This window comes from Prochlorococcus marinus str. MIT 9107 (assembly GCF_000759855.1).
GTDB classification, from domain to species: domain Bacteria; phylum Cyanobacteriota; class Cyanobacteriia; order PCC-6307; family Cyanobiaceae; genus Prochlorococcus_A; species Prochlorococcus_A marinus_N.
Window position 1 is genome coordinate 193,660 of the sequence record NZ_JNAI01000009.1, and the last position, 24,917, is coordinate 218,576.

Below are 24,917 nucleotides of genomic sequence, written 5' to 3' on the forward strand. Positions count from 1 at the left end.
TAATGGCATTAAATTACTACAAAAATGAGCTTAAGGAAAATGCTCAATTACTAGCTTCTAAAGGTAAAGGAATATTAGCGGTAGATGAATCAACCAAAACAGTAGGGAAAAGATTAGCTGGAATTGGTGTTGAGAATACTGAAGAAAATAGGAAGGCATATAGAGGGATGCTTTTCACTACAGAAGGCCTTGGAAAATACATAAGTGGAGCAATCCTCTTTGAAGAAACTTTGTTTCAAAATCACCAAGATGGTGAGTCAATGGTTAAGAAATTAAACGATTTAGGTATTATTCCAGGTATTAAGGTTGATAAAGGTTTAAATCCACTTCCTGGAGCAGGAGATGTAGAAACATTTTGCTCTGGTCTAGATGGATTAGTCGAGAGAGCAGCAAAATATTATGAACAAGGTGCAAGATTTGCAAAGTGGAGAGCTGTTTTACAGATAACAAATGATGGTTGTCCTTCAAAATTATCCATACAGGAAAATGCTTGGGGATTGGCAAGGTATGCAAGATCAGTTCAAGAATCTGGATTAGTACCAATTATTGAACCTGAAATTTTAATGGATGGTGATCATACCATTGAAAAGACTGCTGAAGTTCAAGAAGAGGTAATTAAGCAGGTATACATTGCTTGTCAAGCAAATGGAGTATTTCTAGAGGGAACGCTTTTAAAACCTTCTATGACTGTAAACGGAGCAGATTGTCCAACAAAGGCTGATCCTATGAAAGTTGCTGAGATGACTATAAGAACTATGGAAAGATGCGTTCCTGCATCTGTTCCTGGAATAGTATTCTTATCAGGAGGATTAAGCGAAGAAGCTGCTTCTGTTTATTTAAATAATATGAATACTCTTTATAGGAAAGCATTATGGAACGTTTCATTCTCCTATGGAAGAGCGCTACAGCACTCATGCTTAAAGGCTTGGAAGGGAAGTGATGTAGAAGGAGGCCAAAAAGCCTTAATAGCAAGAGCTCAAGCAAACTCTGAAGCTTCAACAGGATCTTATGTCCCAGGATCTCAGCCTTCATCTGATGAGCAGCTATTTGTTGCTGGATACACTTATTAAAAGATAAACTCTTTAAATTAAACTTTAAAAGACCTCCAAACAAATGGGGGTTTTTTATTTCGTAATTAGGGATTTCAAAGTATGGAGACCATCAGTCCCACCAATTGCCTCGTCACATGCTCTCTCTGGATGAGGCATTAAACCTAAAACATTTCCTTTTTCATTAGTTATGCCTGCGATATCGAAGGAGGATCCATTAGGATTATTTCTATATCTCAAAGCGATTAATTCATTATCAACAAGTTTTTTTAAAGTATCAGAATCACAATAATATCTTCCTTCCCCATGCGCTATTGGCAACTTAATAGTTTGTTTTTCATCTCCATTATTAAACCAACCCCCTTTTGAAGAAACAATATCAAGTTCAGAATCATCACAGATAAAATTAAGATTTTTATTTGCTACGAGGGCACCAGGCAAAAAACCTGATTCTGTCAAAATTTGAAACCCATTACATATTCCTAAAACTCTTTTTCCACTTTTAACAAAGTCATCCAAAGCATTAATTAATGGAGAGAATCTTGCAATTGCTCCGCATCTTAAATAATCTCCATAACTAAATCCTCCAGGTAAAACTATTGCTTCGACATCGCTTAAATCTGAAGACTCATGCCACAAGTATTTTGTTTTTATTCCTAAACAACCTTCCAATGCCCATGAAACATCACGATCACAATTAGAACCAGGAAAGACTACGACTCCTACGGTAAAATTATCCATTTTATAATTTTTTTAGCGAATACTCATAATCTTCAATGACAGTATTTGTGAATAACCTATCGCACAATAAATCAATTTTTTCTCTAACTTCATTTTCCTCATTACCTTCTATTTTTAATTCAATCATTTTTCCTATCCTTAGTGATTTTATGCCCTCTGCTCCTAGTTTAATAGAAGCAGATTTGGTAGCTTCCCCTGCCGGATCTAAAACTGAGGGTCTTAGTCTTACAAAAACTTTTACAGCAAACTCGTCCAATTAAAAAATAATTTCTATTAGAAGATTAGTTTAAATTTTAATAAAAAGTACTCTTGATTAATAAACAAATATTTTTACGTTAAGGTTTTCTGAATTTTTAAATATTTATATAACCTTTACCAAAACATACTAAACAAGTTTTTCTTGAATTTTCAGGTGTTTTAAAATTTCCTGACCCTCCACATTTTGAACATTTAATTTTATTAATAGAAATTACATCATCAGAGATAATTTCTTTTAAAGCAATTTTAGAATTTTCCATTTAGGACTGTTAACTCTTCTAAGTATCCTGACACGTAACTATAAAATCAAATCTTTATTTTTGGGTCACTTAAAATCTTAAATTTCTCTTTAATTTTTCTATTAAAAGCTTTTATAGATTTTTCATCAAAGGAAATTATTACTAATTCAAGGCCTGCATTATCATTTGGTCTCCAACAGTCATCTGGAGCCTCTTCAAACCATGTATTAATTTTTTTTCCAACGATTTGTATTTGTAAAGGCAATGATTTGTTTGGTATCCATATACGTCCTTTTATTCGAAGGATGTTTAATTCATCCAATATTTTTGACATCTCTTTTTCAAAGTCATTTTTTTCAAGAAAATAATTTAATTTAATTGAATTTGATACAAGCTCAACGTGATTATGGTCATGTTCTTCCTTTAAAAATTTTTTATAAGTCTCTTTTTTAAAATTAAAATCAAATAAATAATTTAAATCAATTTTTCCATTTTTGGATTTCAGGACTGGCGTAGATAAGTTTAGACTTCCTTGGATTTTATTTTTTACAAAATCAAATTGATCATCATTTAAGATATCTGATCTAGAGACTAAAACGATATCAGAAACTTCTATTTGCTCCTCAAAGAGTTCATTTATAGTAGCGTTGTGATCAATTTTATATGTTTCATTATATTGTTTTGTTATTTTGTTTAAATCATTAATTGGTGAACCATTAAGCATTGATTCTCCGTTTACTATCCCAACGACTACTTCGAGGTATACAGAAGATCTTATTTCAGGCCAGTTAAGTGCTTGAATTAATGGTATGGGCAATGCCAATCCACTTGTTTCAATAATTATTGAATCGATAGGAGGATCAAATTCAAGAAGAGCTTTTATTGATGGAACAAAATTATCTTGAACAGTACAACATAAACATCCATTGTTTAATTCGATTACACAGTCGTCTTCAGATTCATTACATTTATCACAACTTTTAATCAAATCACCGTCAATTCCAATATCACCAAATTCATTAATTATTAAACCAAATTTTTTAGTACTCTTTTTTAATAAATATTTTAGAAAAGTTGTTTTACCTGAACCAAGAAATCCTGAAACAACTATTACTGGTATTTTTTTTTTCATCCTTAATGATTAACAACCTAGGCTATATTCTGTACTCTCTCCTGTAGAACTATTAGTGCCATTAGCAATCGCACATAATTGTTTTTGTTGAGTACGACTAAGAACAGCATCCGTAAAATCCGCACCATCTATTTTTGCTCCTTCGAAATTACTCTCCATTAATAAAGCATTGGTAAAATTAACATCTGAAAGATCAGCATCTGTAAAGTCTGTTGCATAGGCAAGTGCGTCTCTTAAATTGGCTCCATTAAAATTTGAGTTTTGCAATTTACTATTATTGAATACCGCACCTTCTAAATTACTTTCACTGAAATTAAATCCATTTAGATCAAATTTAATAAATTCGTTTCCACTTAAATCTTGACCATGCATATCAGGCTCTAAATCAAGGTCTTGTTGGTTTCTGATTTCAGGCGGACGCTTAGCCCAGGCAGAATTTACAGAATTTAAAAATAAAATCCCAACAATTAATAATGTAATTAACGCATTTTTTAGAGTTGGTAAAGTAATTGATTTAATCATAATAAGACTGTATTTTAGAACTTATGTATTTAAAGATTGTAAGAGTATCTTAAAGGAAAATATATGGCAATGTCACTAAAGGTTATTATTCCTCCTCATCCATTAATAAAACATTGGCTTTCAATATTGCGAGAAAAAAATACTCCAAATATTTTGTACACAACTGGATATGAACAATTAGGTAAATGGCTCACATATGAAGCATTACGAAATTGGTTGCCATATAAAAAAGAAATAATAAATACTTATAATGGAGATACGGATGGATTTTTTATAAATAATAATTATCCAATAAAAGTTTATGCAATGATGCCCGAAGGCTTATCTCTTTGGTACGGATCTAAAGAAGTAATTCCTAATTCGACCCTTTCATTAGGGGAAATTCCTAAAAGTATTGAATCAAATGAAGGCGTTATTTTTTATTCGGAACAAGTTACGTCAAAATCCACAGCAATAGAGACTTTATTAAAATTGAAGGGATTAGGAGTTGAGTCTAATAGGATTTTATTAATAACTGCTATTTGCACAAATAAAGGATTAAATGAAATTGCCAAATTATTCCCCAATCAGGTAATTTACACATCTTGCATTGATGAGGAAGACGAAAATACAAAGTTGTTGATCCCTGGGATTGGAAATCCTTTATTGCGTTTGAGTACTATATTTCATGATAAGAACTAATATATAATGTAGTAGTAGATATTTTTCCAATGCCTGAATACAGAGATTCGTCTTCGAATAATCTTTTATCATTAATAAGCGGTGCTTTTATTGGAGCAGCAGGTCTAGCATTGTGGTTAATATCAGAAGCAGACAAGAGAAAGGAGGAAAAAAAACAAAAGGCGATGATGTATTCCTCAAGAATTCAAGACGGATCTGAAGCGATTGATTCAAATGAGAATATAAATGAAGTTGATGGAGAAAATCTAGAAAAGAAAGTTGAGCAACTAAATTCTGCAATTGCTGATGTTAGGAAGCAACTTGAAGAGTTAGGTCAATAAAATAATAAAGGTTCTCAAATAATATGAATAAATTCAGATCATCTGCAATAACCCAAGGTGTGCAAAGATCCCCTAACAGATCAATGTTAAGAGCTGTTGGATTTAATGATGAAGATTTTAATAAACCTATTATTGGAGTTGCCAATGGTTACAGTACAATAACACCATGCAATATAGGGTTAAATAAGTTAGCTCTCAGAGCTGAAGAGTCAATCAGAAGATCAGGCGGAATGCCTCAAATGTTTGGAACAATCACTGTAAGTGATGGCATTTCTATGGGAACAGAGGGGATGAAATATTCACTAGTTTCAAGAGAAGTAATAGCTGACTCAATAGAAACCGCATGTAATGCTCAAAGTATGGACGGAGTACTTGCAATAGGTGGATGTGATAAAAACATGCCTGGTGCCATGATAGCAATTGCAAGAATGAATATTCCCTCAATATTTATTTATGGAGGAACAATCAAACCAGGGAAATTAAACGGAGAAGATTTAACTGTTGTCAGTGCATTTGAAGCAGTTGGACAGTTAACATCAGGCAAAATTAATGAAAAAAGGTTAATCGAAGTTGAGAAAAATTGTATTCCTGGAGCAGGAAGCTGTGGAGGAATGTTTACGGCTAATACAATGTCTGCTGTTATAGAAGTATTAGGGTTAAGCCTCCCTCACAGTTCAACAATGGCTGCAGAGGATTATGAAAAAGAACTAAGTGCAGAAAAAAGTGCCGAGATATTAGTAGATGCGATAAAAAAAGATATAAGACCTCTTGATCTAATGACCAAGAAGTCATTTGAAAATGCAATATCTGTAATAATGGCTGTTGGAGGTTCAACAAATGCTGTATTACATATTTTAGCTATAGCGAATACTGCAGGTATTGATATTAGTATTGATGATTTTGAGAGAATAAGGCAAAAAGTTCCTGTTATTTGTGACCTTAAGCCAAGTGGAAAATATGTAACTGTGGATCTTCATAAAGCAGGAGGGATTCCACAAGTTATGAAAATACTCTTAAATGCAGGATTAATTCATGGTGAATGTAAAAATATAGAAGGCAAAACAATTTCCGAAAACTTAAAAGAAATTCCAGATACTCCTCCAGATAATCAAAATGTCATTAGAGATATAAATAATCCTCTTTACAAAAAAGGACATTTAGCAATATTAAAAGGAAATTTAGCAAAGGAAGGTTCCGTAGCAAAAATTAGTGGAGTAAAAAACCCTGTACTTACTGGACCAGCTAGAATTTTCGAAAGTGAAGAGGATTGCCTTAAATCTATCCTAAATAATGATATAAAAGCTGGAGATGTAGTTGTAGTAAGAAATGAAGGTCCTGTTGGAGGGCCAGGCATGAGAGAAATGTTATCTCCTACATCAGCAATTGTTGGACAAGGTCTTGGAGAAAAAGTGGCCTTAATTACTGATGGAAGATTTAGCGGAGGTTCTTACGGACTGGTTGTTGGACATATCGCTCCAGAAGCTGCTGTTGGAGGCAATATTGCTCTTATAAAAGAAGGAGATTTAATTACTGTTGATGCGGTAAAACTACTAATTCATGTAGATTTATCTGATGAAGAATTAAAAGCTAGAAGAAAAAATTGGGAGAAACCAGATCCAAAATATAAAAAAGGTATACTTTCAAAATATTCAAGGATCGTAAGCACATCAAGTTTAGGAGCAGTTACTGATTTATAAATCGGCTCAAAATTTTATTTACTTAATCAATAAAACTTTTTATCCTATTTGCCAGATTTTCCAATCTAGCGCTGTACCTTGGGGAATTACATTTTTTCCCATTATTACTATCCATCCATAACGTTTTAACTCCACTCCATAATATTGGTTCATCAGGAAAATTAAGCTTGGAGATAACTAAAACCAACTCATTATTTGATTTAAAAAGTTCTAATTCAAGATCGTAAATTTCTATTCTTTTACCTTCTTTATCTCGACATAAAATATTAACTGTTAAATCGATATCTTCCTCATCGATTTGGTATTCACCATTTATTTTTACTACAGAGTGAACAAAAGGTTTATTTGTTAAATCTGCTGACTTAGCGATTAAGCTCTCTATATTTTTAGGTGAATTTTCAAATAACACTTATTGATTTAATTAAAACTTTTATCGAACCCTGCTTAAACTCATTATTTAGTAGTCCATCATCACCGAACTTAGAGTGAAGTATTTGCAATCGTTTAATTTTAGATGGCTTGAATTTAAATGGTAAAGGTACCTTATTAGCTCTTACTGAGGGCTTGAGAGAACTAAAAGGAATTAGAACATTGGTTGTTCCAAATTTTTTTGTTGGGAATGATTTAATCCACCTGAGCCCACCAGGAATAAATTCGGTAATTCCAAGGAGATCATCTTCACAAGCGACCGCAAACTTAAAAGTTCTTCCTTGTCCATCAATATTTAGCTCAAAGGAACCATATTCAGAAACATTTAAAGATGGTTTATATACAGAGGATCTACAACTAACGAATCCACCTCCTTTCTCGACAATATTCCCCTTCAATAACAATCCAGAATTTGAAATTTCACAATAAGCTGAGCTTGATCCTCCCATAACAGTGTCATTTAATGTCTTCCAGTCATTAAACTCTTTTTTCAAGAATAAAAATTTTTTCTTACTCATTAATTTATTTTAATTATTTATAGACTTTAACTAAATTTTTAAATCTTTTGCTGATTCTTGATCACAAAATATTGAAATTTGATTAGTAGATTTTATTAATTTTGATGGAGTTCTATCGGGAGACTCCTTTTCATCTAATAACCTTTCGAGAGCAAGTTTTTTAGAGGCGCCACTAACCAAAAATATTATCTTTGAGGAGGCTGAAAGGACTCTTGGAGTTAATGAGATTCTTTTTAAACCTTTACCTTCACTAAAAATAACAAAATCATCCACATTATTTTTTTGATAAGGAAATAATGAAGCTGTATGACCATCGTCTCCAAGACCTAATAAAGTCAAATCAAAAGATGGAGGGTTTGATCCGCATTTTTCAAATAATTTTGAAATAAATAGATTTTTGATAGCTTCTTCATCAGCTTTCAAGTCATTTAAAATTTCGTAAAAAAAAGCTCCAGATCCCAAATTAGTTAACAATGAATTTTTCAACATTAATGAGTTACTTAATTCTGAATTTGGATCAACGCATCTCTCATCTCCTAAAAAGACATCAACCATATTCCATCTAAGATCACTTTTTGAAAGAAGTTTATAAACAGATTTAGGAGTTGAACCTCCACTTACACAAAATTTAAATCTATCTTTCTTTTTTAAAGTATGAAAAATCTGTCTTTCAATAAACTTAAAAACAGCTGTTGATAGTTTTAACTTGTCTTTATAGATGTTTAAGGTATATCCATTTATTATCTTTTCAATCATTACATCCATTCAGTGTGGAAACTACCTTCTTTGTCAATTCTTTCATAAGTATGAGAGCCAAAACAATCTCTCATTGCCTGAACCAGATTCTGAGGGAGTCTATTTGTTCTATAACTATTCAAATAATCTAAAGTACTTGATAGGCATGGAACTGGTATACCAGCTTTTGTAGATAAAGAAACCACATTAGCTAAATTATCTAATCTTGCTGCAATCTCGTTATTAAACCAATTATCAAAAATTAAATTTTTCAAATTAGGGTCTTTATAATAAGCATCTTGAATTTTACTTAATAATCTTGATCTAATTATGCATCCTCCTTTCCATATTTGAGCGATTGATGGCATATTCAAATCATAATTATAAACAGAAGACGCTTCTCTTAAAATATCCATTCCTTGAGCATAGCTAGCCATTGTGGCGAGAACTACAGCATCAAATAAAGGTTTCATTCCATCTGAAATATCTCCTAAATCAAAATCTGCAATCTCCTTTATTGGAATAGTTTTTTCAATCTCACTACGTTGTTCTTTTAAAGAACTCATTACTCTTGCATTTAAAGAAGCATAAATCGTTGGGACTGAGACCCCAAGTTCTAAAGCACTTACAACAGTCCATAACCCAGTGCCTTTCTGGCCAGCTTTATCTAATATTTTTTCCACAACATGATCTCCAGTTATTTCATCTTTTGTCTTTAGACAAATCTCTGTTATCTCAACAAGATAAGAAGCTAATTCATCAGTATTATTCCAGATTCCAAAAACCTCTGACATCTGATGTCCATTCATTCCTTTTACTCTCTTCATAAGGTCATAGGCTTCTGCAAGTATTTGCTCAATTCCATATTCGATTCCATTATGAACAGTCTTCACGAAATGACCCGAGCCTCCTGGTCCAACGTATGCGACACATGGACCATCTTCAACTTTGGCAGCCATCTTAGTTAATAAGCTTTCTATTGCATAGTAAGAGGCTTTAGTACCTCCAGGCATCATACTTGGCCCTTCAAGAGCTCCCTTAGCACCACCAGAAACCCCCATTCCTATATATCCAAAACTTTTACTTTCTAGAGTATTTACCCTTCTTTCTGTATCTTTGAATTGAGAATTACCGCCATCAATTAATAAATCTCCTTCCTCGAGATATCCAGAAATATTATCTATAACAGCATCCGTTGCAGATCCAGCTTTTACCATCATTAAAATTCTTCTAGGTCTCTCAAGCTTATCAACAAATTCCTGGAGAGTTTCAGCTCCCTCTATATTCTTACCAAGGCCTCGACCTTCCAAAAATTCTATAGTTTTTGAGTAAGTTCTATTGAAAACTACACTAGAAAATCCATTTCTTTCAGCATTAAGAACTAAATTTTCTCCCATAACACCAAGACCTATTAAACCAAAATGCGCCTTGGACATAAAAAATAAAAAACTCAATAAATACAGTTTGCCTGCAACTCAGGAAAATTGCTCAAAAAAATTACTTATGTCAGCGAAAAATGATCGAAAAGAATTAAATGACTGTTCCATTTGCAATAGTTGCATTTTTAACTACCACAACAATTCCATTTCTTATGTAGAAGCCTAATTCTGGCTTATCTGCCTCTTCCACTCTATCTTTATTAATAATCACTACATTATCTCCAATCCTAGTATTCTTATCAAGAATCGCTCTTTTTACAGTAGTACCTTCTCCTACTCCAAGAGGAGTTCCTCCTCCTTTCCTTAATTCAGTCCTCTCCTCAGGTGATTCAAAGAAATCTGCACCCATAACTAAAGTATCTTCAAGAACAGAATCACTTTCAATTCTGCTTCTTACGCCTAAAACACAATGTAGAATACTACAAGACTTCAATATCGTACCTTCACAGACTATTGAATTAGTGATTTGTGCATCTACAAGTTTAGAAGGAGGAAGGAATCTAGGTCTTGTATAAATTGGAAATTTCTCATCATAAAAACTAAATGGGGGTTTAGGTTGCTCTGTTAATGCCAAGTTTGACTCAAAAAACGCTCCGATAGTTCCAATATCTTCCCAATAATCATTGAAGACATAACTCTTAAGAGTATCGCCCCTATTAAGAGCTTCAGGAATTATATCCTTCCCAAAATCTGTATAACTAGGAAATTTATTTAAAAGATCAAAAAGAGTATTTCTACTAAAAACGTAAATACCCATAGAGGCAAGATAAGGTTTTTGGGCAGCTGACTCATTTGTTAATCCAAATTTTGAAGTATCTACTGCCATTGCCTTCAACTTCTCTCCTGTGGGCTTTTCACTGAATTCCTTTATATTCCCTAAATCATCAGTTCTCATGAGTCCAAAACCTTCTGCTTGGGCTTCATCTACAGGTAAAGCTGCAACAGTTAAATCAGCACCATTATCTCTATGATGTTGAACAAATAAACTGTAATCCATCCTATACAGTTGATCTCCTGACAATATTAAATACTCATCAACATCCCATTCTTGAAATAACCATTGGTATTTTCTTACAGCATCAGCAGTCCCTTCAAACCACTTTGGACTATCAGGTGTTTGTTGAGCGGCTAAGACTTCCACAAAACCTTGTCCAAAAGGTCCATTTAGATTATATGTTCTTCCTATATGTCTATTTAGAGATGCACTATTGAACTGAGTCAATACATACATTTTTTCAATTCCTGAATTAATACAATTACTAATTGGAATATCAATTAAACGATATTTTCCTGCTAATGGTACAGCAGGTTTAGCCCTCATTTTTGTTAAGGGGTAAAGTCTAGAACCTTTTCCTCCTCCGAGGATGATTGCCAACACACGCTTCATTCAATCTAATGGAGGTAGATACAACTATTTAAAGTAACTGATTATGGGCGGATTTAGAAATAGGAATGGCCAGTTTGCAAAGGTATTTCGATAAATTACTTGAAAAACTTAATATAAATTCAGAAATTTAGATATTTTTATCCTCATCTACCAAAGAAAACAATTTTTCAACGATTTTTAATGAAGCTTGTCTTTCTTCTCTTGATTGAGGACTTCTTAACTTAGTAACAGGTGTATGAAGAATTTTATTAATAATTCCTTTAGTAAGAGCTTCCACAACTTTTCTTTCACGAGCAGAAAAGTCAGGTCCCATTCTACTAAGTGCTTTTTGCAATTCCTCTTTTCTGATTAACTCCAAATCTGATCTTAGTTTATTAATTACTGGAACCGCCTCTAAACTTGCCCACCATTCTAGGAAAATAATTCTTTCTTCTTCTACTAAAGATTCTGCTTCCTTAGCAATTTTCTGTCTAAATTCTTGATTTCTTGAAACGACCTCTTGTAAGTCATCTACATCAAATGATTTTACAAATTTATGTTGTTTAACATCATTAGATATATTTCTCGGAACACCGATATCAATAAATTTAAGTTTATTACTCAAGCTTAATTTTTCAATTTTAGCGAGATCAATAATTGGCTCTTCAGAGGCTGTACTAGTGAAAACAAGAGACGATATTGATATGTTTTCATCTAATTCTTTTAACCCTTTACAAACAATCTCTAAGTCAGGGTAGTCTAACGCAAGATTTAAAGCTCTATCAATATTTCTATTAACAAGAATGAGTTTATTGCATCCTTTTGATTTTAAATGAGTAATTAAAAGCCTACTCATTCGACCAGCACCAACTACAAGAACCTTCTCTGATTCCAGACTTACAAGAGTATCTAACCCATTTTCTTGTCCAATTTTTAATTGAGCAAGTTCTACCGCTGCTGAACTTATTGATACTGCACCAGTTCCTAAATTTGTTTCAGATCTAACTTTTTTACCTGTACTTACTGATTGAGTTAATAATCTATTAAGAATAGGACCAGTAGATTGATTCTCTTGACCTAATCTCATCATCTTTTTTACCTGCGAAAGGATTTGTCCCTCCCCTAAAACCAAGCTATCAAGTCCTGCTGAAACTTTCATTAAATGCAAAACTGCATCTTCTTGTCTAAAGCAAAAAAGATGTGGATTTAAATCTTCAAAAATAATTCCTGAATAATTTGAGATAAATTCCTTAATAGAGGAAATTCCAGTATTTTTATCTTTTACTAGCGCATAAATTTCTAGCCTATTACAAGTACTTAAAATTGACACCTCTAGTAGATCAGAAAAAGCCTTTAATGCATTCAATGAATCTGTTATGGCTTGATCGGGAATACTTAACTTCTCACGCACTTCGACAGGTGCCGTGCGATGACTTAGTCCGACGACAACAATATGCATAAAATTAAATGTAAATTTTTAAAGACTAATACTCTTTGCACCATCTTTTATGTGGATAGTATTTGTGAATCTTGCAGTACTATCTAATGTACTAATTACTAAACTGCTGGTTCTAACACAATCCTTTTCAAATTTAACTCCGTCAAATAATAATCCATCAGTTATTCCACTTCCAGCAAACACAACGTTTTCTCCAGATGCCAGTTCGTTAGCTTCATATATTTTATCAATATCAGTTATTCCCATTTCATTTAGACGTTTTATATTACCTTCCTTAGTGTAATCAGCCCATTCAGAAGTTTGAGCAATTGCTGGATCATAAACTAATTGTCCTTGAAAGTGTCCACCTAGAGCTCTCATTGCAGCAGCGGAAATAACACCCTCTGGAGCAGCCCCTATACCCATCAAGCAATGTGTTCCAGTTCCTGCAAAACCGCATGCAATCGCAGCTTGAACATCTCCATCAGAAATCGGCTGTACTTTTGCTCCACAACCTCGAATCTCTCTAATTAAATCCTTATGCCTTGTTCTATCCATTACAACAACAGTAAGTTCAGAGATAGAAAGATTCAAGCAATCACTAAGTATTTTCAAGTTTTCAGTAGCAGAATTTCTAATATCTACTTTCCCTTTCGCAGCAGGAGGTGCTGCTAATTTATTCATATAAAAATCAGGAGCATTAAAAAGTCCGCCTGTATCAGAGGCAGCTAAAACTGCCATAGACCCTCGTTGATTATTTGCACAAAGATTAGTTCCTTCACAAGGATCTACTGCAAAGTCAACCCCTGGTCCACTTCCACTTCCGACCTCTTCACCTATATAAAGCATTGGTGCTTCATCTCTTTCACCTTCTCCTATAACAATTTTTCCTTTCATTTCAATTTTGCCCATTCGCAATCTCATTGCTTCGACAGCTGCAGAATCAGCTTCATCTTTTTGACCAAGTCCTGTGAGTTTTGCAGAAGCAATTGCTGCTTGCTCGACAACTTCGAGAATTTCTTGAATTAAAGTTTGATTCACAATTAAATTTTTGAGGATTTTCTAAAAGGTTTTGAGTATGTTCTCATAAAAATGTCATTTTCATGAGAAATATTATGCTAATAAGCTTTTTTTAACTCTTTACAGGTGATACTTTATCAGGCCGTGACTTGAAATTAGGAATAAACAACTAAATATAGTATCTTTATTAAATATTTTAAAAATTTAATGACTGAGTCAAATCAAACAAATTTAGCTGGTGTTAATAGACCAATTCAAATAATTCCTTCAGTTTTGCCAGCAGATTGGGCAAATATGGGGTCATGTGTCAAAGAGCTAGAGGAGGCTGGAGTAGATAGAATTCAATTTGATGTAATGGATGGGAATTTCGTCCCAAATCTTACATTTGGTCCTGAAATGATTGCTGCATGTAGGAAATATTGCAATGTTCCTTTTGAAACTCAATTAATGGTGAGTCAGTACAATTGTGAAACCATGCTTGAATCTTATATAAATGCTACAAAAGGAGTTAATGGTGAACCAGGAGTAGTAATAGCTCATGCCGAAGCAAATATTCATCTGCATAGAGTTCTTGGAAGAATAAGAGACCTTGGAGGATCTCCTTCCGTTGCATTAAACCCTCACACTCCATTTGAAATGATTGAAAACATTATGGATATGGTTGATCATGTTTTAGTAATGACAGTTAATCCTGGCTTTGGTGGACAAGCTTATATACCAACAATGCTTAATAAAATAAGAAAAATAAGAAATTTTATTATTGAAAAAAACTTAGATGTTGACATTGAAGTTGATGGAGGCATAAAAGCAAATTGGACTATTTCACAATGTGCCGATGCGGGTGCTAATTGTTTTATTGCAGGAAGTGGAATGTTTGCCTACCCAACATTAAAAGAGGGATGTGATGACTTGAGAAAAGTTGCTCACGAAGCACAAAATGGAAAGGTGCTTTCAGAACCTCAATAAATATTGTGGAAGATTAATAGCTCACCCAAATATCCAACCATAGCTATGTAAACCTATCCCTAAAAAATTAACCCCTATATAACAAATTAAAACCACTAAGAAACCAGTGGTAGCAAGTAAAGCTGGTTTTCTTCCTTGCCAACCTTTACTTATTCTCATATGAAGATAAGCTGCATAAAACAACCATGAGATAAATGCCCATGTTTCTTTTGGATCCCAACTCCACCAAGTTCCCCATGCTTCATTAGCCCATACAGCACCAGTAATCAAGCCGAGAGTTAAAAGAACAAAGCCTACTAAAATAGACCGATAACTCAATGTATCTAATTCTTCTGAATGAGAGAATTCAACAGGTTCAACTAAATCATCTAGAGAATAGTTACTAGACATTCTGAACCCTCCTATTCCAGTAGAACTACTTCTAATTTGTAGTGGTTGATCTTGATTGATAAATAATACAGAAGCTGAGAGCAAGGAACCTATTATTAGTGCTGCATAACTAAGCATTACAACGCTCACATGCATTATTAACCAGCTAGACCTTAAGGCTGGAACAAGGTTCGATGATAATTTCAACTCGTCAGGCAAAACAAAACAAGCAAAAGCCACAGTCATCAACTCAATAGGTATTGCTATTGAGGGAATTATTGGAGATTGGTATTCCCTTTCAATTAATAGTTGTCCCATTGAGATCCCCCAAGTAAGGAAATAAAGGGATTCATACAAATTGCTAATTGGGAAATGACCAGAAATTGACCACCTAAAAATTAATTGTAAAGTTATCAGGAAATTGACTAAAATTGTTAGAAATTTCACAATAAAAAAAGATTTTTTCGTGAAAACTGCACCTAAAGATATTGGTAAATTAATTAATAAAATATAAAAAACTAAAAGACCTAATACTGAAACTGGGTCATATATTAAATTTTTAAAAAGATTATCTAATATCATTTATAAAAATTTAAGCCAGTTTTAACATCTAATAACAATCAAATAATAATTTAAATCATTCTTATATGAGTAAATCTTTAATAAATAATGTTTTAATTTATTTTTCAAAAGGATCTCAAAGTTTGAAATCATCTCCTAGATAATATTTCTTGACTATTGGATTATGTGCTAATTCACTTGAAGAGCCGTAAGCTAAAATTTTTCCTTCACTCAGCACATATGAATTGTTTGTAATTAAAAGGGTTTCCCTCACATTATGGTCTGTAATAAGAATACCTACCCCGTCATCACTTAATTTAAGAATTAGCTGCTTTAAATCATTGACCGCTAGAGGATCTATACCAGCGAATGGTTCGTCTAATAATAAATACTTAGGCCCTTTTCTACCTATGGTAAGAGCTCTCGCTATTTCACACCTTCTCCTCTCTCCACCTGAAAGTTGATAACCATAATTATCTACAAACCTATTCAAATTGAATTCATTAATTAGTTGTTCTCTTCTATTTCTAATTGCCGCAGGACTATAAGAAGAATTTTGCAAAGCCAAATCTATATTCTCCTTAACGGTTAGATCTCTAAATATACTTGCCTCCTGAGTTAGATAACCCAAACCAAGTCTAGATCTAATTGGTAATGGTAAATTAGTTATATTTTTACCATTCATTAGAACTTCACCTTTATCAGGTTTTATATTCCCAACTGTAAGATTAAAAGTAGTAGTTTTACCTGCACCATTAGGTCCCATCAAGCCTACAACTTCTCCAGGCTTTACAGTTATAGAAACATCATTTACGAGTAATCTTCCTTTAATTGAAAGGGATACATTTTTAATTTTTAAGTTCATCTTTCTTTAATTCCAATATTTATCTTGTTTTCTTGAAAAAAGAATAAGTTAACAAACAAATCTTTAATTAAACAGAAAGAAATATTCATAAGTTATTAAAGAGGTTTCAAAAAAGGTTTATCGTTCTCCTTCAGATTCTCTTTGTATTGTAATTTTCTCAACAAATCTTCCAAACATAGACAGAAGGAGTCAAGATCAATACCTAAATTAATCTTGGTTCTAGTTTTTATTCTCCCTAAACCTTCCCCAAGCAAAATAGTGGCACCATTTAAATTACCCTTACTTAAGTGAAATTGAGAGACTGATACTTGTAAAATTCCCTGAATAACTTGTCTTTCGTCACCATCAACATAATTCCAAATTTCTTCAAACGCATCATGGGCCTCATACCATTGCTGATTATTAAAAAGATTTAAAGCAACAAAAAGAGAATCTTGAAATTTTCCTTTATTTTCTTCGTTCATGAAATTAATTTTTTAATTTTTTTTCTTTTTATTTATTTTTCTCATTCTTATTGAATCAGGTGTAACCTCTAGCATTTCATCAGTACCAATATATTCAAGTGCTCTTTCAAGGGTAATATCAACAGGTGACTGTAAAGTATCAAGTTCTTCAGCCCCAGCTGACCTCATATTGGTCAACTGCTTGGTTTTACATATATTTAACTCAAGATCTTGGGGTCTGTTATTCTCTCCAATTATCATTCCCTTATACACTTTAACTCCAGGTTTAATAAAATAAACTCCCCTATCTTCAGCATTCTTTAAAGCATAAAAGGTAGCCACACCTTCCTCAAAAGCAATAAGAACTCCATTTCTCCTGGTTTCAAAATCTCCTGTTTTAGGTTTATATTCATAAAAAGAGTGACTCATAATACCTTCACCTCTCGTTACACGAACAAATTCGCCACGAAATCCAATTAGTCCTCTTGATGGCACAAGAAATTCTAATTGAGTCCTTCCATCTGAACTCGTCTGCATGTTTTTCATCTCTGCCTTTCTCGATCCAAGTTTCTCAATACATGCACCAACAGAAACTTCAGGGACATCTAAGACCAAAGTCTCTATTGGCTCACATTCAACATTATCAATTTCTCTAAATATTACTTGAGGTTGCGAGATTTGAAACTCAAAGCCCTCTCTTCTCATAGTTTCAATTAAAATCCCTAAATGTAATTCTCCTCTTCCTGAAACTGAGAAACGATCAGGAGAATCAGTTTCTTCGACCCTAAGAGCAACATTTGTTAACAGTTCCCTCTCTAATCTATTTTTTAATTGTCTGCTTGTGACAAATTTCCCTTCTTTACCCGCAAATGGGGAATCATTGACAACAAAAGTCATATTTAATGTAGGTTCATCAACTTTGATTAATGGAAGTGGATGAGGGGAATCGGGGCATGCTATGGTCTCGCCAATATTCACATCATCGAAACCAGAAACAGCCACTATATCACCAGCAAATGCTTCATTTATATCAATTCTTTGCAATCCTTCGAATCCTAATAGTTTACTAACTTTACCTTTTATAGTTTTTCCATTCTCTTTGATTAAACTGGCTTGTTGACCATTTTTTATAGTTCCATTATGAATTTTACCAATAACAATTCTGCCTAAGAAATCAGAATAGTCCAAAGTAGTAATTTGCAACTGAAGAGGCTTGTTTGAATCACCTACTGGAGGTGGAACATGTCTAATAATCGATTCAAAAAGAGGTAACATATTATCACTATTAGATTCCATCTCTTCTTTTGCGAAACCTGATAGGCCGCTTCCAAAAAGATAGGGAAAATCACATTGATCATCATCTGCTCCTAATTCTAAAAACAAATCAAGAACCTTATCAATTGCTATTTCTGGCACTAATCTTGGTCTATCAATTTTATTTACGAAAACAATAGGTCTAAGTCCTTTTTCTAATGCTTTTTTTAGAACAAATCTTGTTTGAGGCATAGGACCTTCATTTGCATCAACAATCAGTAAACATCCATCAACCATCCCTAAAACTCTTTCAACTTCTCCTCCAAAATCTGCATGTCCCGGTGTATCTATAATATTTATTCTGGTATTTTTATAGTTAACTGCAGTATTTTTTGAGAGTATTGTTATTCCTCTTTCTCTTTCTAGATCATTTGAATCCATTACACATGTAGGAATAACTTCATTATCTCTAAATATTCCTGATTGAGATAATAATGCATCCACAAGAGTTGTCTTACCATGATCTACGTGGGCAATAATTGCAACATTCCTAATTTCCTGTATTGATGATGACATATATAAAATTAAAAATTTTTTTGAATAATCATACTAAGGCTAACTCAAAGGATGCTTATTATGAAAAATATATCCAGAAGACTTTGAATATCATCAAACAAAAATTAAAGATATTAGTTACTTGCATTTATAAATTCTCTATTTGCAGTTTCAAAAACTTTTAAAGCTTCAATTGAGCCCTCATATCTCCAATGCCAGGGCTCGTAATTAATATGTCTATTATTCTTCCTGAAAGATAATTTAAAATGATACTTAGCAGCATTCATTTTTAACCATCTGAAAGCGTCAGTATTCTCAAATTCAACTTCAAAATCTGTTTCTCTATAATTAGCATCGCCAATATCAATAGCAAAACCAGTGCTATGCTCAGAATATCCCGGAGGGGCTGAAACTCTAGCTCTTTCTGATGCATTTTGATTTCTAATAGATTTTAAAGAATAAAAAATTTCCTCTTGCAATTTTATTGATCTATATCCACTTAAGAAAACCAAATTTACCCCTTCCCTCTTTGCATCTTGTCTCATACTTAGAAGCGACCGACTCATGTCTTTGTGGACCCAAATATGAGGTTCAATAAAAACTAAATCTTCTTTTAATACTTCTTCGTATGGTAAGTGACCCAGAATGCGAGGATCACTATTATTCATCATAAAGTTATTAATTTTAAAATTACTCTTAAGTAATAAGCCTATTAAAAAGAAAAAGAATACTAGAAGTGGAGAAAGAAATATGATTTTCTTCTTAAATTTTAAATTTTTATCATCTACACATCTTCTTTCAGCTACTGGTATATCAATAGCTTCATTTATTTCATTGGTTTGTTCCAATATAAAAATTTTTATTTAAAAAAGATATTTCGATAATAACGATTTTTTTAAGAAATGCACTTTTATAAGCAAAATGGTTGTATTTTTTATACTAGGTATATTTTTTTTAATGTTGAGAGTTGCTGTTATCGGTGGAGGTCCAAGTGGTTCATGTGCTGCTGAAATACTTGCTAAATCTGGTATAAAAACATGGCTTTTTGAGAGGAAATTAGATAATGCTAAGCCATGTGGAGGAGCCATTCCTCTTTGCATGGTTGAAGAATTTGATCTGCCAGAATCAATTATAGACAGAAAAGTAAGGCATATGAGAATGATATCTCCATCTAATAGAGAAGTAGATATCAGCCTAGATAATGTTTACGGCAAAAGCGATAATGAATACATAGGAATGTGTAGAAGAGAAGTAATGGATTCATTTATGAGAAATAGAGCTGCTGATCTTGGCGCTAAATTAATAAATGGCTTAGTTACCTCAATTGATACAGGGATTAAAAACCAAGGTCCATATAAACTTAAATATTCAGACTTTTCTAGTGGAGATAACAAAGGGGAAATAAAAGAGATTACAGTAGATCTACTAATAGGAGCTGATGGAGCAAATAGTAGAGTTGCTAAGGCTATGGATGCGGGTGACTATAAAGTGGCTGTTGCATTTCAAGAAAGGATTAAATTACCCAAAGAGGAAATGAGTTACTACGAAGATCTTGCAGAGATGTATGTTGGAAGTGATGTTTCTCCCGATTTTTATGGGTGGGTTTTTCCTAAATATGATCATGTAGCCGTAGGAACAGGAACGATGCAAGAAAATCAATCATTGATTAAAGGTCTCCAAGAAGGAGTAAGAAATAGGGCTCAAAAAAGACTTGTTAATGGTGAAGTTATAAAAGTTGAAGCTCATCCTATTCCTGAACATCCAAGGCCTCGTAGAGTTGTTGGAAGAATGGCCTTAGTTGGAGACGCTGCTGGCTATGTCACAAAAAGTTCTGGAGAAGGAATATATTTTGCTGCCAAAAGTGGAAGAATGTGTGCTGAAGAAATTGTTGAAGCCTCTAAAAATGGACAAGAGATTCCATCAGAAAAGGATCTAAAAAATTATCTTAAAAAATGGGATAAAAAATATGGAACGACATACAAAGTTTTAGAAATCCTTCAAAATATATTTTATAGAAATGATTCAGCTAGAGAAGCTTTTGTCGAAATGTGTGATGATATGGATGTACAGAGACTTACTTTTGATAGCTACTTGTACAAAAGGGTCGTTGCAATGAAACCACTTCAACAACTTAAGATTACGATGCTTACACTTGGATCAATTTTAAGGGGGAAAGCTTTAGCGCCTTTAAAATATAAACCTGTTGATAGTGCCGTTAGAGAAGATAAAGAAGTAAAAAAAATGCTAGATAATTATTCAATAAAAGGCGGAATTAAAGTAAAAACTACAAAAGTGTAAAATCAACAATTTTTAGAGAGTAATTTCTAATAATACCTAGTAAGTTTAGTCGGTTTTCTTTTATTTTATTATCATTAGCCATTATTAAGACTCCTTTTTCATTATCGAACAATTCCTCAAGATTTTTGGTATTAATTTCAAATAAATTCAAAAGTTTTAAATAATTCCAATTGTTTGTTGAGAAAAGGTTATCTAATTCCTTAATAAATTCAAAGACTTTTAACTCACACTGCTTTTCAAAAAGATCTTGATTTATATATCCTTCTATAAAAAAAACATCTGTTTTTATATTCCCATTATTAGCTAGTTTGCTAACTCTTGTAATTATTTTTTGAATTTCATCAAAAGAACCTTTTTCTTTGTAAACAGCAATAGATTCTATTCGATTCTTTAAATCAATAATATTTAATATTCTTTTCTGAAAACATTTATCAGAATAACAAATTGCTTTAATTAGTTCTTTATCTATATTTATCTCTTCAAGATGACTGACAATTCTTTGAAATAAGAATTCAATTAAATCCTCAAAAACTTTGTTTTCTATAAAAGTTAACTTTGGTAATGAAGTTTTCCAAAACTCAATAAGTTCTACAAACAAGTTTTCCAAAGAAAAATCTAGTTCAAAACTCCAAATTATTTTAATCACACCATTTAAATTTCTTCTCAATGCATAGGGATCAGATGATCCGCTTGGACGCTTACCTGAAATAAATATGCTTATTAAGGTTTCAAGTTTATCTGAAATAGACACTATTGCACCATATTTAGTAGAAGGCAAATCATCTTTATAAGAAGAAGGTAAATAATGTTCAGCTACAGCTAAGCAGACTTCTTCACTATATCCTTCATATTTAAGATATTTACCGCCCATTATCCCTTGCAACTCTGGAAATTCATAAACTATTTCGCTACATAAATCATTTTTACAATAATTAGCAGCTTCTTTAAGTTTCTCATCATCTAAATACTGATCATTTAAATTCTTTATAACTTTTGAAGAAATAAACTTAATTCTCTCTACACTCTGGAAAACATTACCCATTCCTTTTAGATACGAAACAGATTTCAGTTTTTCATTTCTTTCACTTGAAGAAACCTTTTTATCACTTTCTACAAAAAATTTTGCATCAGAAAATCTTGCTTTTAAGACTTTCTCATTCCCCTTAGCAATAATGTTATTAGATTCTTGAAAACCATTAGAAATTAATAAAAAATTTGTACTAATATTTTCTTCAGAACTTAAATCTAATTTAGAAAAGGTATTAACTTTTTGTAAGAGAGGTATATACCTTTGATGGCTTTTCATTACCGTTGAGAGCACCTCGACAGGCAAATCAAGAAATTCTTCATCAAATTTTCCTATAATTAAATTTGGTAATTCAACTAAATCACTTAGTTCATTTAGTAATCCCTCTGAAACATCAGGATTTAAATTAAGGGACTCAGAGGATTTATTTATCATATTCGTAATTTTTTCTCTTCTTTCTTCCCGTTTTACTAATACTCCATTTTTAGCCATTATTTCAAAATAATTATCAGGACTATTAATTTCAATAACTTTATCAATAAGCCTATGACTTTTAGATTTATTACCTATTACAACCTTGGGATCACATTCATCTAAAGTGAAATTAAGAATTTCATTATTATAGAGAGAGACAAGCCATCTTATAGGTCTTGAAAATTTAAAGTTTCCATTACCCCATTTCATAAAACGGGGGCCTTGTAAACTCTTTATTACTTTGGGAATTATTAAAGATAATGAAATTCTTGTAGATTCTCCCTTCCGAACTTTTTTCCCAAAAACGAACCCTCCCTTTTCTGTATTTTTTATTTCCAAATCATCTATATCTATTCCTAAGCTGTTAGCAAACCCCACAGCAGCTTTTGTCGGATTTCCATTGATAAATGCCGAAGATACTTTTGGACCTTTTCTAATTATCATCTCATCTTCTCCCTGATCAATTAATCCTTCTACAAGTAGTACTATTCTCCTTGGGGTAGATGTACAAGAAATATTTCCGAATTTGATAAGTTTTTTATCAAATTCAAATTCTATTAGAGATTTAAATTGATTAAGAACTGAGTGAGAAAATTTTGCTGGCAACTCTTCGGTTCCTATCTCAAGTAAATATTTAGACAAGAAAAAATTATGACTATTACAACTATAATTTACTACCGGTTAAATAAGCTTTTCGCTAATGTATAAAAAGAGATATGTTTTGGTCCGTTGATCAAGGTCGAGAAAGTTAAAAAGAAAAAAAAGATTACTAATGAAGAGACTGTTTGTCTAGCAAACGGTCTTGAGGTTTCTAAATTTGAGAAGTTCAAGGAATGTAGCGAATTCCTCAAGGAACCTCTTGCTAGTGAGTTAAAAAATGAAAGTGATCATTTCACAAATGATGCTGTTCAGTTGTTGAAGTTCCATGGAAGTTATCAACAAGATAACAGGGAGAATAGAAAACCTGGTAAAGGTAAAGATTGGCAGATGATGCTGAGACTAAGAAGTCCGGGAGGAGAAATACCTGGGAAACTTTTCTTATCTTTAGATGAATTATCAGACAAGCTAGGTAATGGCACCCTCAGGGCCACAACTAGACAAGCCTTTCAAATGCATGGGATAAGAAAAGATAACTTAAAAGAAGTTATTCAAACGATCGTTTCATCAATGGGATCAACTTTAGCCGCTTGTGGTGACATAAATAGAAACGTTATGGCTCCAGCTGCGCCTTTCGAAACATCAGAATATAAAACAGCCAGAGCTTTAGCTGTTAAAGTTGCTGATCTGTTGACTCCAGTAGCTGGTCAAGGAACTTTTTTAGAGCTTTGGGCTGATGGAGATTTGGAATACAAAATCAAACCAGATAAAGAAATCCAAGAAAATAGAAAATTACAATTTAATGAACATGTTTTTAGCGGTATAAAAAAAGAACCCCTATATGGCTCAACTTATCTACCAAGAAAATTTAAATGTGCTGTCACCGTACCAGGTGATAATTCAGTTGATCTTCTTACTAATGATATTGGTATGGTTGCATTCACTTCAAAAGAAGGGGAGTTCGAGGGGTGCAATTTCTATATTGGAGGAGGTATGGGAAGAACTCACAATAATGAAGAAACATTTGCAAGGATTGCAGATCCACTTGGTTATGTAGATAAGGATGATACTTATGAGCTAATACAAAGTATTGTTGCTATTCAGAGAGATTATGGTGACCGGAAATCAAGGAAAAACTCAAGGATGAAGTATCTATTGCATAGGAAAGGTATTAAATGGTTTAAAAAAATACTTCTAGATAAGTATTTCAGAAAAGAAATTAAGCCAATTAGAAAAGAACCAAAGAACAAATTAATAGATTATTTAGGTTGGCACGAACAAAATGAAAAATATTGTTTTGTAGGTTTACCTTTGTTATCAGGAAGACTCTCTGGTGAAAAGAAATCCTTAATAAGAGATATTGTTAAGAAATATAATCTTGATTTAAGACTTACTCCAAATCAAGATATTTTACTTTGCAATATTTCTAATAATCACAAAATTGGTATTAAGAAAGCATTATTAAGAATTGGATATGATAATTTAAATGAAATTAATGAAATTCAAAGACACGCTCTTGCCTGTCCTGCACTCCCTCTTTGTGGTTTAGCCATGACAGAAGCAGAGAGAATCTTACCCAACGTGCTTACAAGAATAGATGATTTAATAAAAAGTTTAAACATCAAGAAATCAATCCTTTTCAGAATGACAGGTTGTCCCAATGGATGTACTAGACCGTATATGGCTGAATTAGCACTTGTGGGTAGTGGACAAAATAAATATCAATTATGGTTGGGTGGAAGTAAAAACCTTCAAAGATTAGCTAAGCCCTACTTACAAAGAATGGAACTTGATGATTTAGAAAAGACTCTAAAACCTTTATTAATTCGTTGGAAAGAAAGCAATGTAGAATCAGATTTTGGAGATTTTATAAATACTCAAGATGAAACCTCTATTATGCATTTACTAAATGAAATTCAATAAA

The 24,917-nt window shown here is 32.7% G+C and carries 25 protein-coding genes; 7 read left to right on the forward strand and 18 right to left on the reverse strand.

The window, feature by feature from the left end; all coding sequences use genetic code 11:
• Positions 1-2: 2 nt before the first annotated feature.
• Positions 3-1,070, forward strand: coding sequence for a class I fructose-bisphosphate aldolase (locus tag EU92_RS02310; protein ID WP_032514269.1), 1,068 nt, complete (start codon positions 3-5; stop codon positions 1,068-1,070).
• Between the two features lie 54 nt (positions 1,071-1,124).
• On the opposite strand, the gene purQ is transcribed toward EU92_RS02310, so the two are convergent.
• The 5 genes from purQ to EU92_RS02290 all read right to left on the reverse strand — a co-directional run bounded on the left by purQ (position 1,125) and on the right by EU92_RS02290 (position 3,941).
• The gene (gene purQ, locus EU92_RS02305; RefSeq protein WP_032514268.1) at positions 1,125-1,790 is read right to left on the reverse strand and encodes a phosphoribosylformylglycinamidine synthase subunit PurQ; all 666 of its coding nucleotides are present in this window, start codon (positions 1,788-1,790) and stop codon (positions 1,125-1,127) included.
• Between the two features lies 1 nt (position 1,791).
• The gene (gene purS / locus EU92_RS02300; RefSeq protein ID WP_032514267.1) at positions 1,792-2,046 is read right to left on the reverse strand and encodes a phosphoribosylformylglycinamidine synthase subunit PurS; all 255 of its coding nucleotides are present in this window, start codon (positions 2,044-2,046) and stop codon (positions 1,792-1,794) included.
• 97 nt (positions 2,047-2,143) lie between these two features.
• A complete protein-coding gene (locus EU92_RS10000) occupies positions 2,144-2,308 on the reverse strand; it encodes a hypothetical protein (RefSeq protein ID WP_193741764.1) in 165 nt (54 codons plus the stop codon).
• A 46-nt stretch (positions 2,309-2,354) separates the two neighbouring features.
• Complete coding sequence (locus tag EU92_RS02295) at positions 2,355-3,419, reverse strand: GTP-binding protein (protein WP_032514266.1); 1,065 nt, start codon at positions 3,417-3,419, stop codon at positions 2,355-2,357.
• Between the two features lie 9 nt (positions 3,420-3,428).
• Positions 3,429-3,941, reverse strand: coding sequence for a pentapeptide repeat-containing protein (locus tag EU92_RS02290; RefSeq protein WP_032514265.1), 513 nt, complete (start codon positions 3,939-3,941; stop codon positions 3,429-3,431).
• Positions 3,942-4,004: 63 nt separating this feature from the next.
• On the opposite strand from EU92_RS02290, the gene EU92_RS02285 reads away from it, so the two are divergent.
• Genes EU92_RS02285 through ilvD form a run of 3 tightly spaced genes read left to right on the forward strand, consistent with a single transcriptional unit; the run spans position 4,005 to position 6,639 of the window.
• Entirely contained in the window at positions 4,005-4,622 is a 618-nt protein-coding gene (locus EU92_RS02285) for a uracil phosphoribosyltransferase (RefSeq protein WP_032514264.1), read from the forward strand.
• 29 nt (positions 4,623-4,651) lie between these two features.
• Positions 4,652-4,942: a membrane protein gene (locus EU92_RS02280; protein WP_032514263.1), complete on the forward strand. Its 291-nt coding sequence runs from the start codon at positions 4,652-4,654 to the stop codon at positions 4,940-4,942.
• A 23-nt stretch (positions 4,943-4,965) separates the two neighbouring features.
• Positions 4,966-6,639: a dihydroxy-acid dehydratase gene (gene ilvD / locus EU92_RS02275; RefSeq protein WP_032514262.1), complete on the forward strand. Its 1,674-nt coding sequence runs from the start codon at positions 4,966-4,968 to the stop codon at positions 6,637-6,639.
• Positions 6,640-6,661: 22 nt separating this feature from the next.
• Here ilvD and EU92_RS02270 read toward each other — a convergent pair whose 3' ends face one another.
• The 7 genes from EU92_RS02270 to glpX form a co-directional block, all read right to left on the reverse strand.
• Positions 6,662-7,048 carry a hypothetical protein gene (locus EU92_RS02270; protein ID WP_032514261.1) on the reverse strand — a complete coding sequence of 129 codons (387 nt, stop codon included), beginning with the start codon at positions 7,046-7,048 and terminating at the stop codon, positions 6,662-6,664.
• Positions 7,038-7,586 carry a CIA30 family protein gene (locus tag EU92_RS02265; RefSeq protein ID WP_032514260.1) on the reverse strand — a complete coding sequence of 183 codons (549 nt, stop codon included), beginning with the start codon at positions 7,584-7,586 and terminating at the stop codon, positions 7,038-7,040. The genes EU92_RS02270 and EU92_RS02265 overlap by 11 nt, the downstream gene beginning before the upstream one ends.
• 30 nt (positions 7,587-7,616) lie before the next feature.
• Complete coding sequence (gene pgl, locus EU92_RS02260; protein WP_032514259.1) at positions 7,617-8,351, reverse strand: 6-phosphogluconolactonase; 735 nt, start codon at positions 8,349-8,351, stop codon at positions 7,617-7,619.
• On the reverse strand, positions 8,342-9,757 hold the full coding sequence (gndA, locus tag EU92_RS02255) for an NADP-dependent phosphogluconate dehydrogenase (protein ID WP_032523596.1): 1,416 nt from the start codon (positions 9,755-9,757) through the stop codon (positions 8,342-8,344). Before gndA ends, pgl begins: the two co-directional genes overlap by 10 nt.
• A 94-nt stretch (positions 9,758-9,851) precedes the next feature.
• Positions 9,852-11,147, reverse strand: coding sequence for a glucose-1-phosphate adenylyltransferase (locus tag EU92_RS02250; RefSeq protein ID WP_032514257.1), 1,296 nt, complete (start codon positions 11,145-11,147; stop codon positions 9,852-9,854).
• Between the two features lie 127 nt (positions 11,148-11,274).
• Complete coding sequence (locus tag EU92_RS02245) at positions 11,275-12,585, reverse strand: glutamyl-tRNA reductase (protein ID WP_032514256.1); 1,311 nt, start codon at positions 12,583-12,585, stop codon at positions 11,275-11,277.
• Between the two features lie 18 nt (positions 12,586-12,603).
• Positions 12,604-13,605 (reverse strand): class II fructose-bisphosphatase, encoded by a 1,002-nt coding sequence (glpX, locus tag EU92_RS02240; protein WP_032514255.1) that lies wholly within the window; start codon positions 13,603-13,605, stop codon positions 12,604-12,606.
• A gap of 186 nt (positions 13,606-13,791) precedes the next feature.
• Here glpX and rpe point away from each other — a divergent pair, with 186 nt between their 5' ends.
• Complete coding sequence (gene rpe, locus EU92_RS02235; RefSeq protein ID WP_032514254.1) at positions 13,792-14,550, forward strand: ribulose-phosphate 3-epimerase; 759 nt, start codon at positions 13,792-13,794, stop codon at positions 14,548-14,550.
• Between the two features lie 21 nt (positions 14,551-14,571).
• Here rpe and ccsB read toward each other — a convergent pair whose 3' ends face one another.
• From ccsB to EU92_RS02210, 5 genes are all read right to left on the reverse strand, one after another.
• Complete coding sequence (ccsB, locus tag EU92_RS02230; RefSeq protein ID WP_032514253.1) at positions 14,572-15,501, reverse strand: c-type cytochrome biogenesis protein CcsB; 930 nt, start codon at positions 15,499-15,501, stop codon at positions 14,572-14,574.
• A gap of 115 nt (positions 15,502-15,616) precedes the next feature.
• Entirely contained in the window at positions 15,617-16,345 is a 729-nt protein-coding gene (gene lptB, locus EU92_RS02225) for an LPS export ABC transporter ATP-binding protein (RefSeq protein ID WP_032514252.1), read from the reverse strand.
• A gap of 95 nt (positions 16,346-16,440) precedes the next feature.
• Positions 16,441-16,809 carry a DUF309 domain-containing protein gene (locus EU92_RS02220; protein ID WP_032514251.1) on the reverse strand — a complete coding sequence of 123 codons (369 nt, stop codon included), beginning with the start codon at positions 16,807-16,809 and terminating at the stop codon, positions 16,441-16,443.
• Positions 16,810-16,821: 12 nt separating this feature from the next.
• A complete protein-coding gene (typA, locus tag EU92_RS02215) occupies positions 16,822-18,618 on the reverse strand; it encodes a translational GTPase TypA (RefSeq protein ID WP_032514250.1) in 1,797 nt (598 codons plus the stop codon).
• Between the two features lie 113 nt (positions 18,619-18,731).
• A complete protein-coding gene (locus EU92_RS02210; protein ID WP_032514249.1) occupies positions 18,732-19,445 on the reverse strand; it encodes a M15 family metallopeptidase in 714 nt (237 codons plus the stop codon).
• 109 nt (positions 19,446-19,554) lie between these two features.
• Between EU92_RS02210 and chlP the strand changes: the two genes are divergently transcribed.
• A complete protein-coding gene (gene chlP / locus EU92_RS02205) occupies positions 19,555-20,895 on the forward strand; it encodes a geranylgeranyl reductase (RefSeq protein ID WP_032514248.1) in 1,341 nt (446 codons plus the stop codon).
• On the opposite strand, the gene glyS is transcribed toward chlP, so the two are convergent.
• Positions 20,882-23,038, reverse strand: coding sequence for a glycine--tRNA ligase subunit beta (gene glyS / locus EU92_RS02200; protein WP_032523458.1), 2,157 nt, complete (start codon positions 23,036-23,038; stop codon positions 20,882-20,884). The genes chlP and glyS overlap by 14 nt on opposite strands.
• Positions 23,039-23,125: 87 nt before the next feature.
• Between glyS and EU92_RS02195 the strand changes: the two genes are divergently transcribed.
• Entirely contained in the window at positions 23,126-24,916 is a 1,791-nt protein-coding gene (locus EU92_RS02195; protein ID WP_032513493.1) for an NADPH-dependent assimilatory sulfite reductase hemoprotein subunit, read from the forward strand.
• The last annotated feature ends 1 nt before the right edge of the window (position 24,917 follow it).

Coding starts and splice junctions, on each gene's coding strand:
- EU92_RS02310 (WP_032514269.1), top strand. CDS start 3: ATGGCATTAAATTACTACAAAAATGAGCTTAAGGAAAATGCTCAATTA.
- purQ (WP_032514268.1), bottom strand. CDS start 1,790: ATGGATAATTTTACCGTAGGAGTCGTAGTCTTTCCTGGTTCTAATTGT.
- EU92_RS10000 (WP_193741764.1), bottom strand. CDS start 2,308: ATGGAAAATTCTAAAATTGCTTTAAAAGAAATTATCTCTGATGATGTA.
- EU92_RS02295 (WP_032514266.1), bottom strand. CDS start 3,419: ATGAAAAAAAAAATACCAGTAATAGTTGTTTCAGGATTTCTTGGTTCA.
- EU92_RS02290 (WP_032514265.1), bottom strand. CDS start 3,941: ATGATTAAATCAATTACTTTACCAACTCTAAAAAATGCGTTAATTACA.
- EU92_RS02285 (WP_032514264.1), top strand. CDS start 4,005: ATGGCAATGTCACTAAAGGTTATTATTCCTCCTCATCCATTAATAAAA.
- EU92_RS02280 (WP_032514263.1), top strand. CDS start 4,652: ATGCCTGAATACAGAGATTCGTCTTCGAATAATCTTTTATCATTAATA.
- ilvD (WP_032514262.1), top strand. CDS start 4,966: ATGAATAAATTCAGATCATCTGCAATAACCCAAGGTGTGCAAAGATCC.
- EU92_RS02265 (WP_032514260.1), bottom strand. CDS start 7,586: ATGAGTAAGAAAAAATTTTTATTCTTGAAAAAAGAGTTTAATGACTGG.
- pgl (WP_032514259.1), bottom strand. CDS start 8,351: ATGGATGTAATGATTGAAAAGATAATAAATGGATATACCTTAAACATC.
- gndA (WP_032523596.1), bottom strand. CDS start 9,757: ATGTCCAAGGCGCATTTTGGTTTAATAGGTCTTGGTGTTATGGGAGAA.
- EU92_RS02250 (WP_032514257.1), bottom strand. CDS start 11,147: ATGAAGCGTGTGTTGGCAATCATCCTCGGAGGAGGAAAAGGTTCTAGA.
- EU92_RS02245 (WP_032514256.1), bottom strand. CDS start 12,585: ATGCATATTGTTGTCGTCGGACTAAGTCATCGCACGGCACCTGTCGAA.
- rpe (WP_032514254.1), top strand. CDS start 13,792: ATGACTGAGTCAAATCAAACAAATTTAGCTGGTGTTAATAGACCAATT.
- ccsB (WP_032514253.1), bottom strand. CDS start 15,501: ATGATATTAGATAATCTTTTTAAAAATTTAATATATGACCCAGTTTCA.
- lptB (WP_032514252.1), bottom strand. CDS start 16,345: ATGAACTTAAAAATTAAAAATGTATCCCTTTCAATTAAAGGAAGATTA.
- EU92_RS02220 (WP_032514251.1), bottom strand. CDS start 16,809: ATGAACGAAGAAAATAAAGGAAAATTTCAAGATTCTCTTTTTGTTGCT.
- typA (WP_032514250.1), bottom strand. CDS start 18,618: ATGTCATCATCAATACAGGAAATTAGGAATGTTGCAATTATTGCCCAC.
- chlP (WP_032514248.1), top strand. CDS start 19,555: ATGTTGAGAGTTGCTGTTATCGGTGGAGGTCCAAGTGGTTCATGTGCT.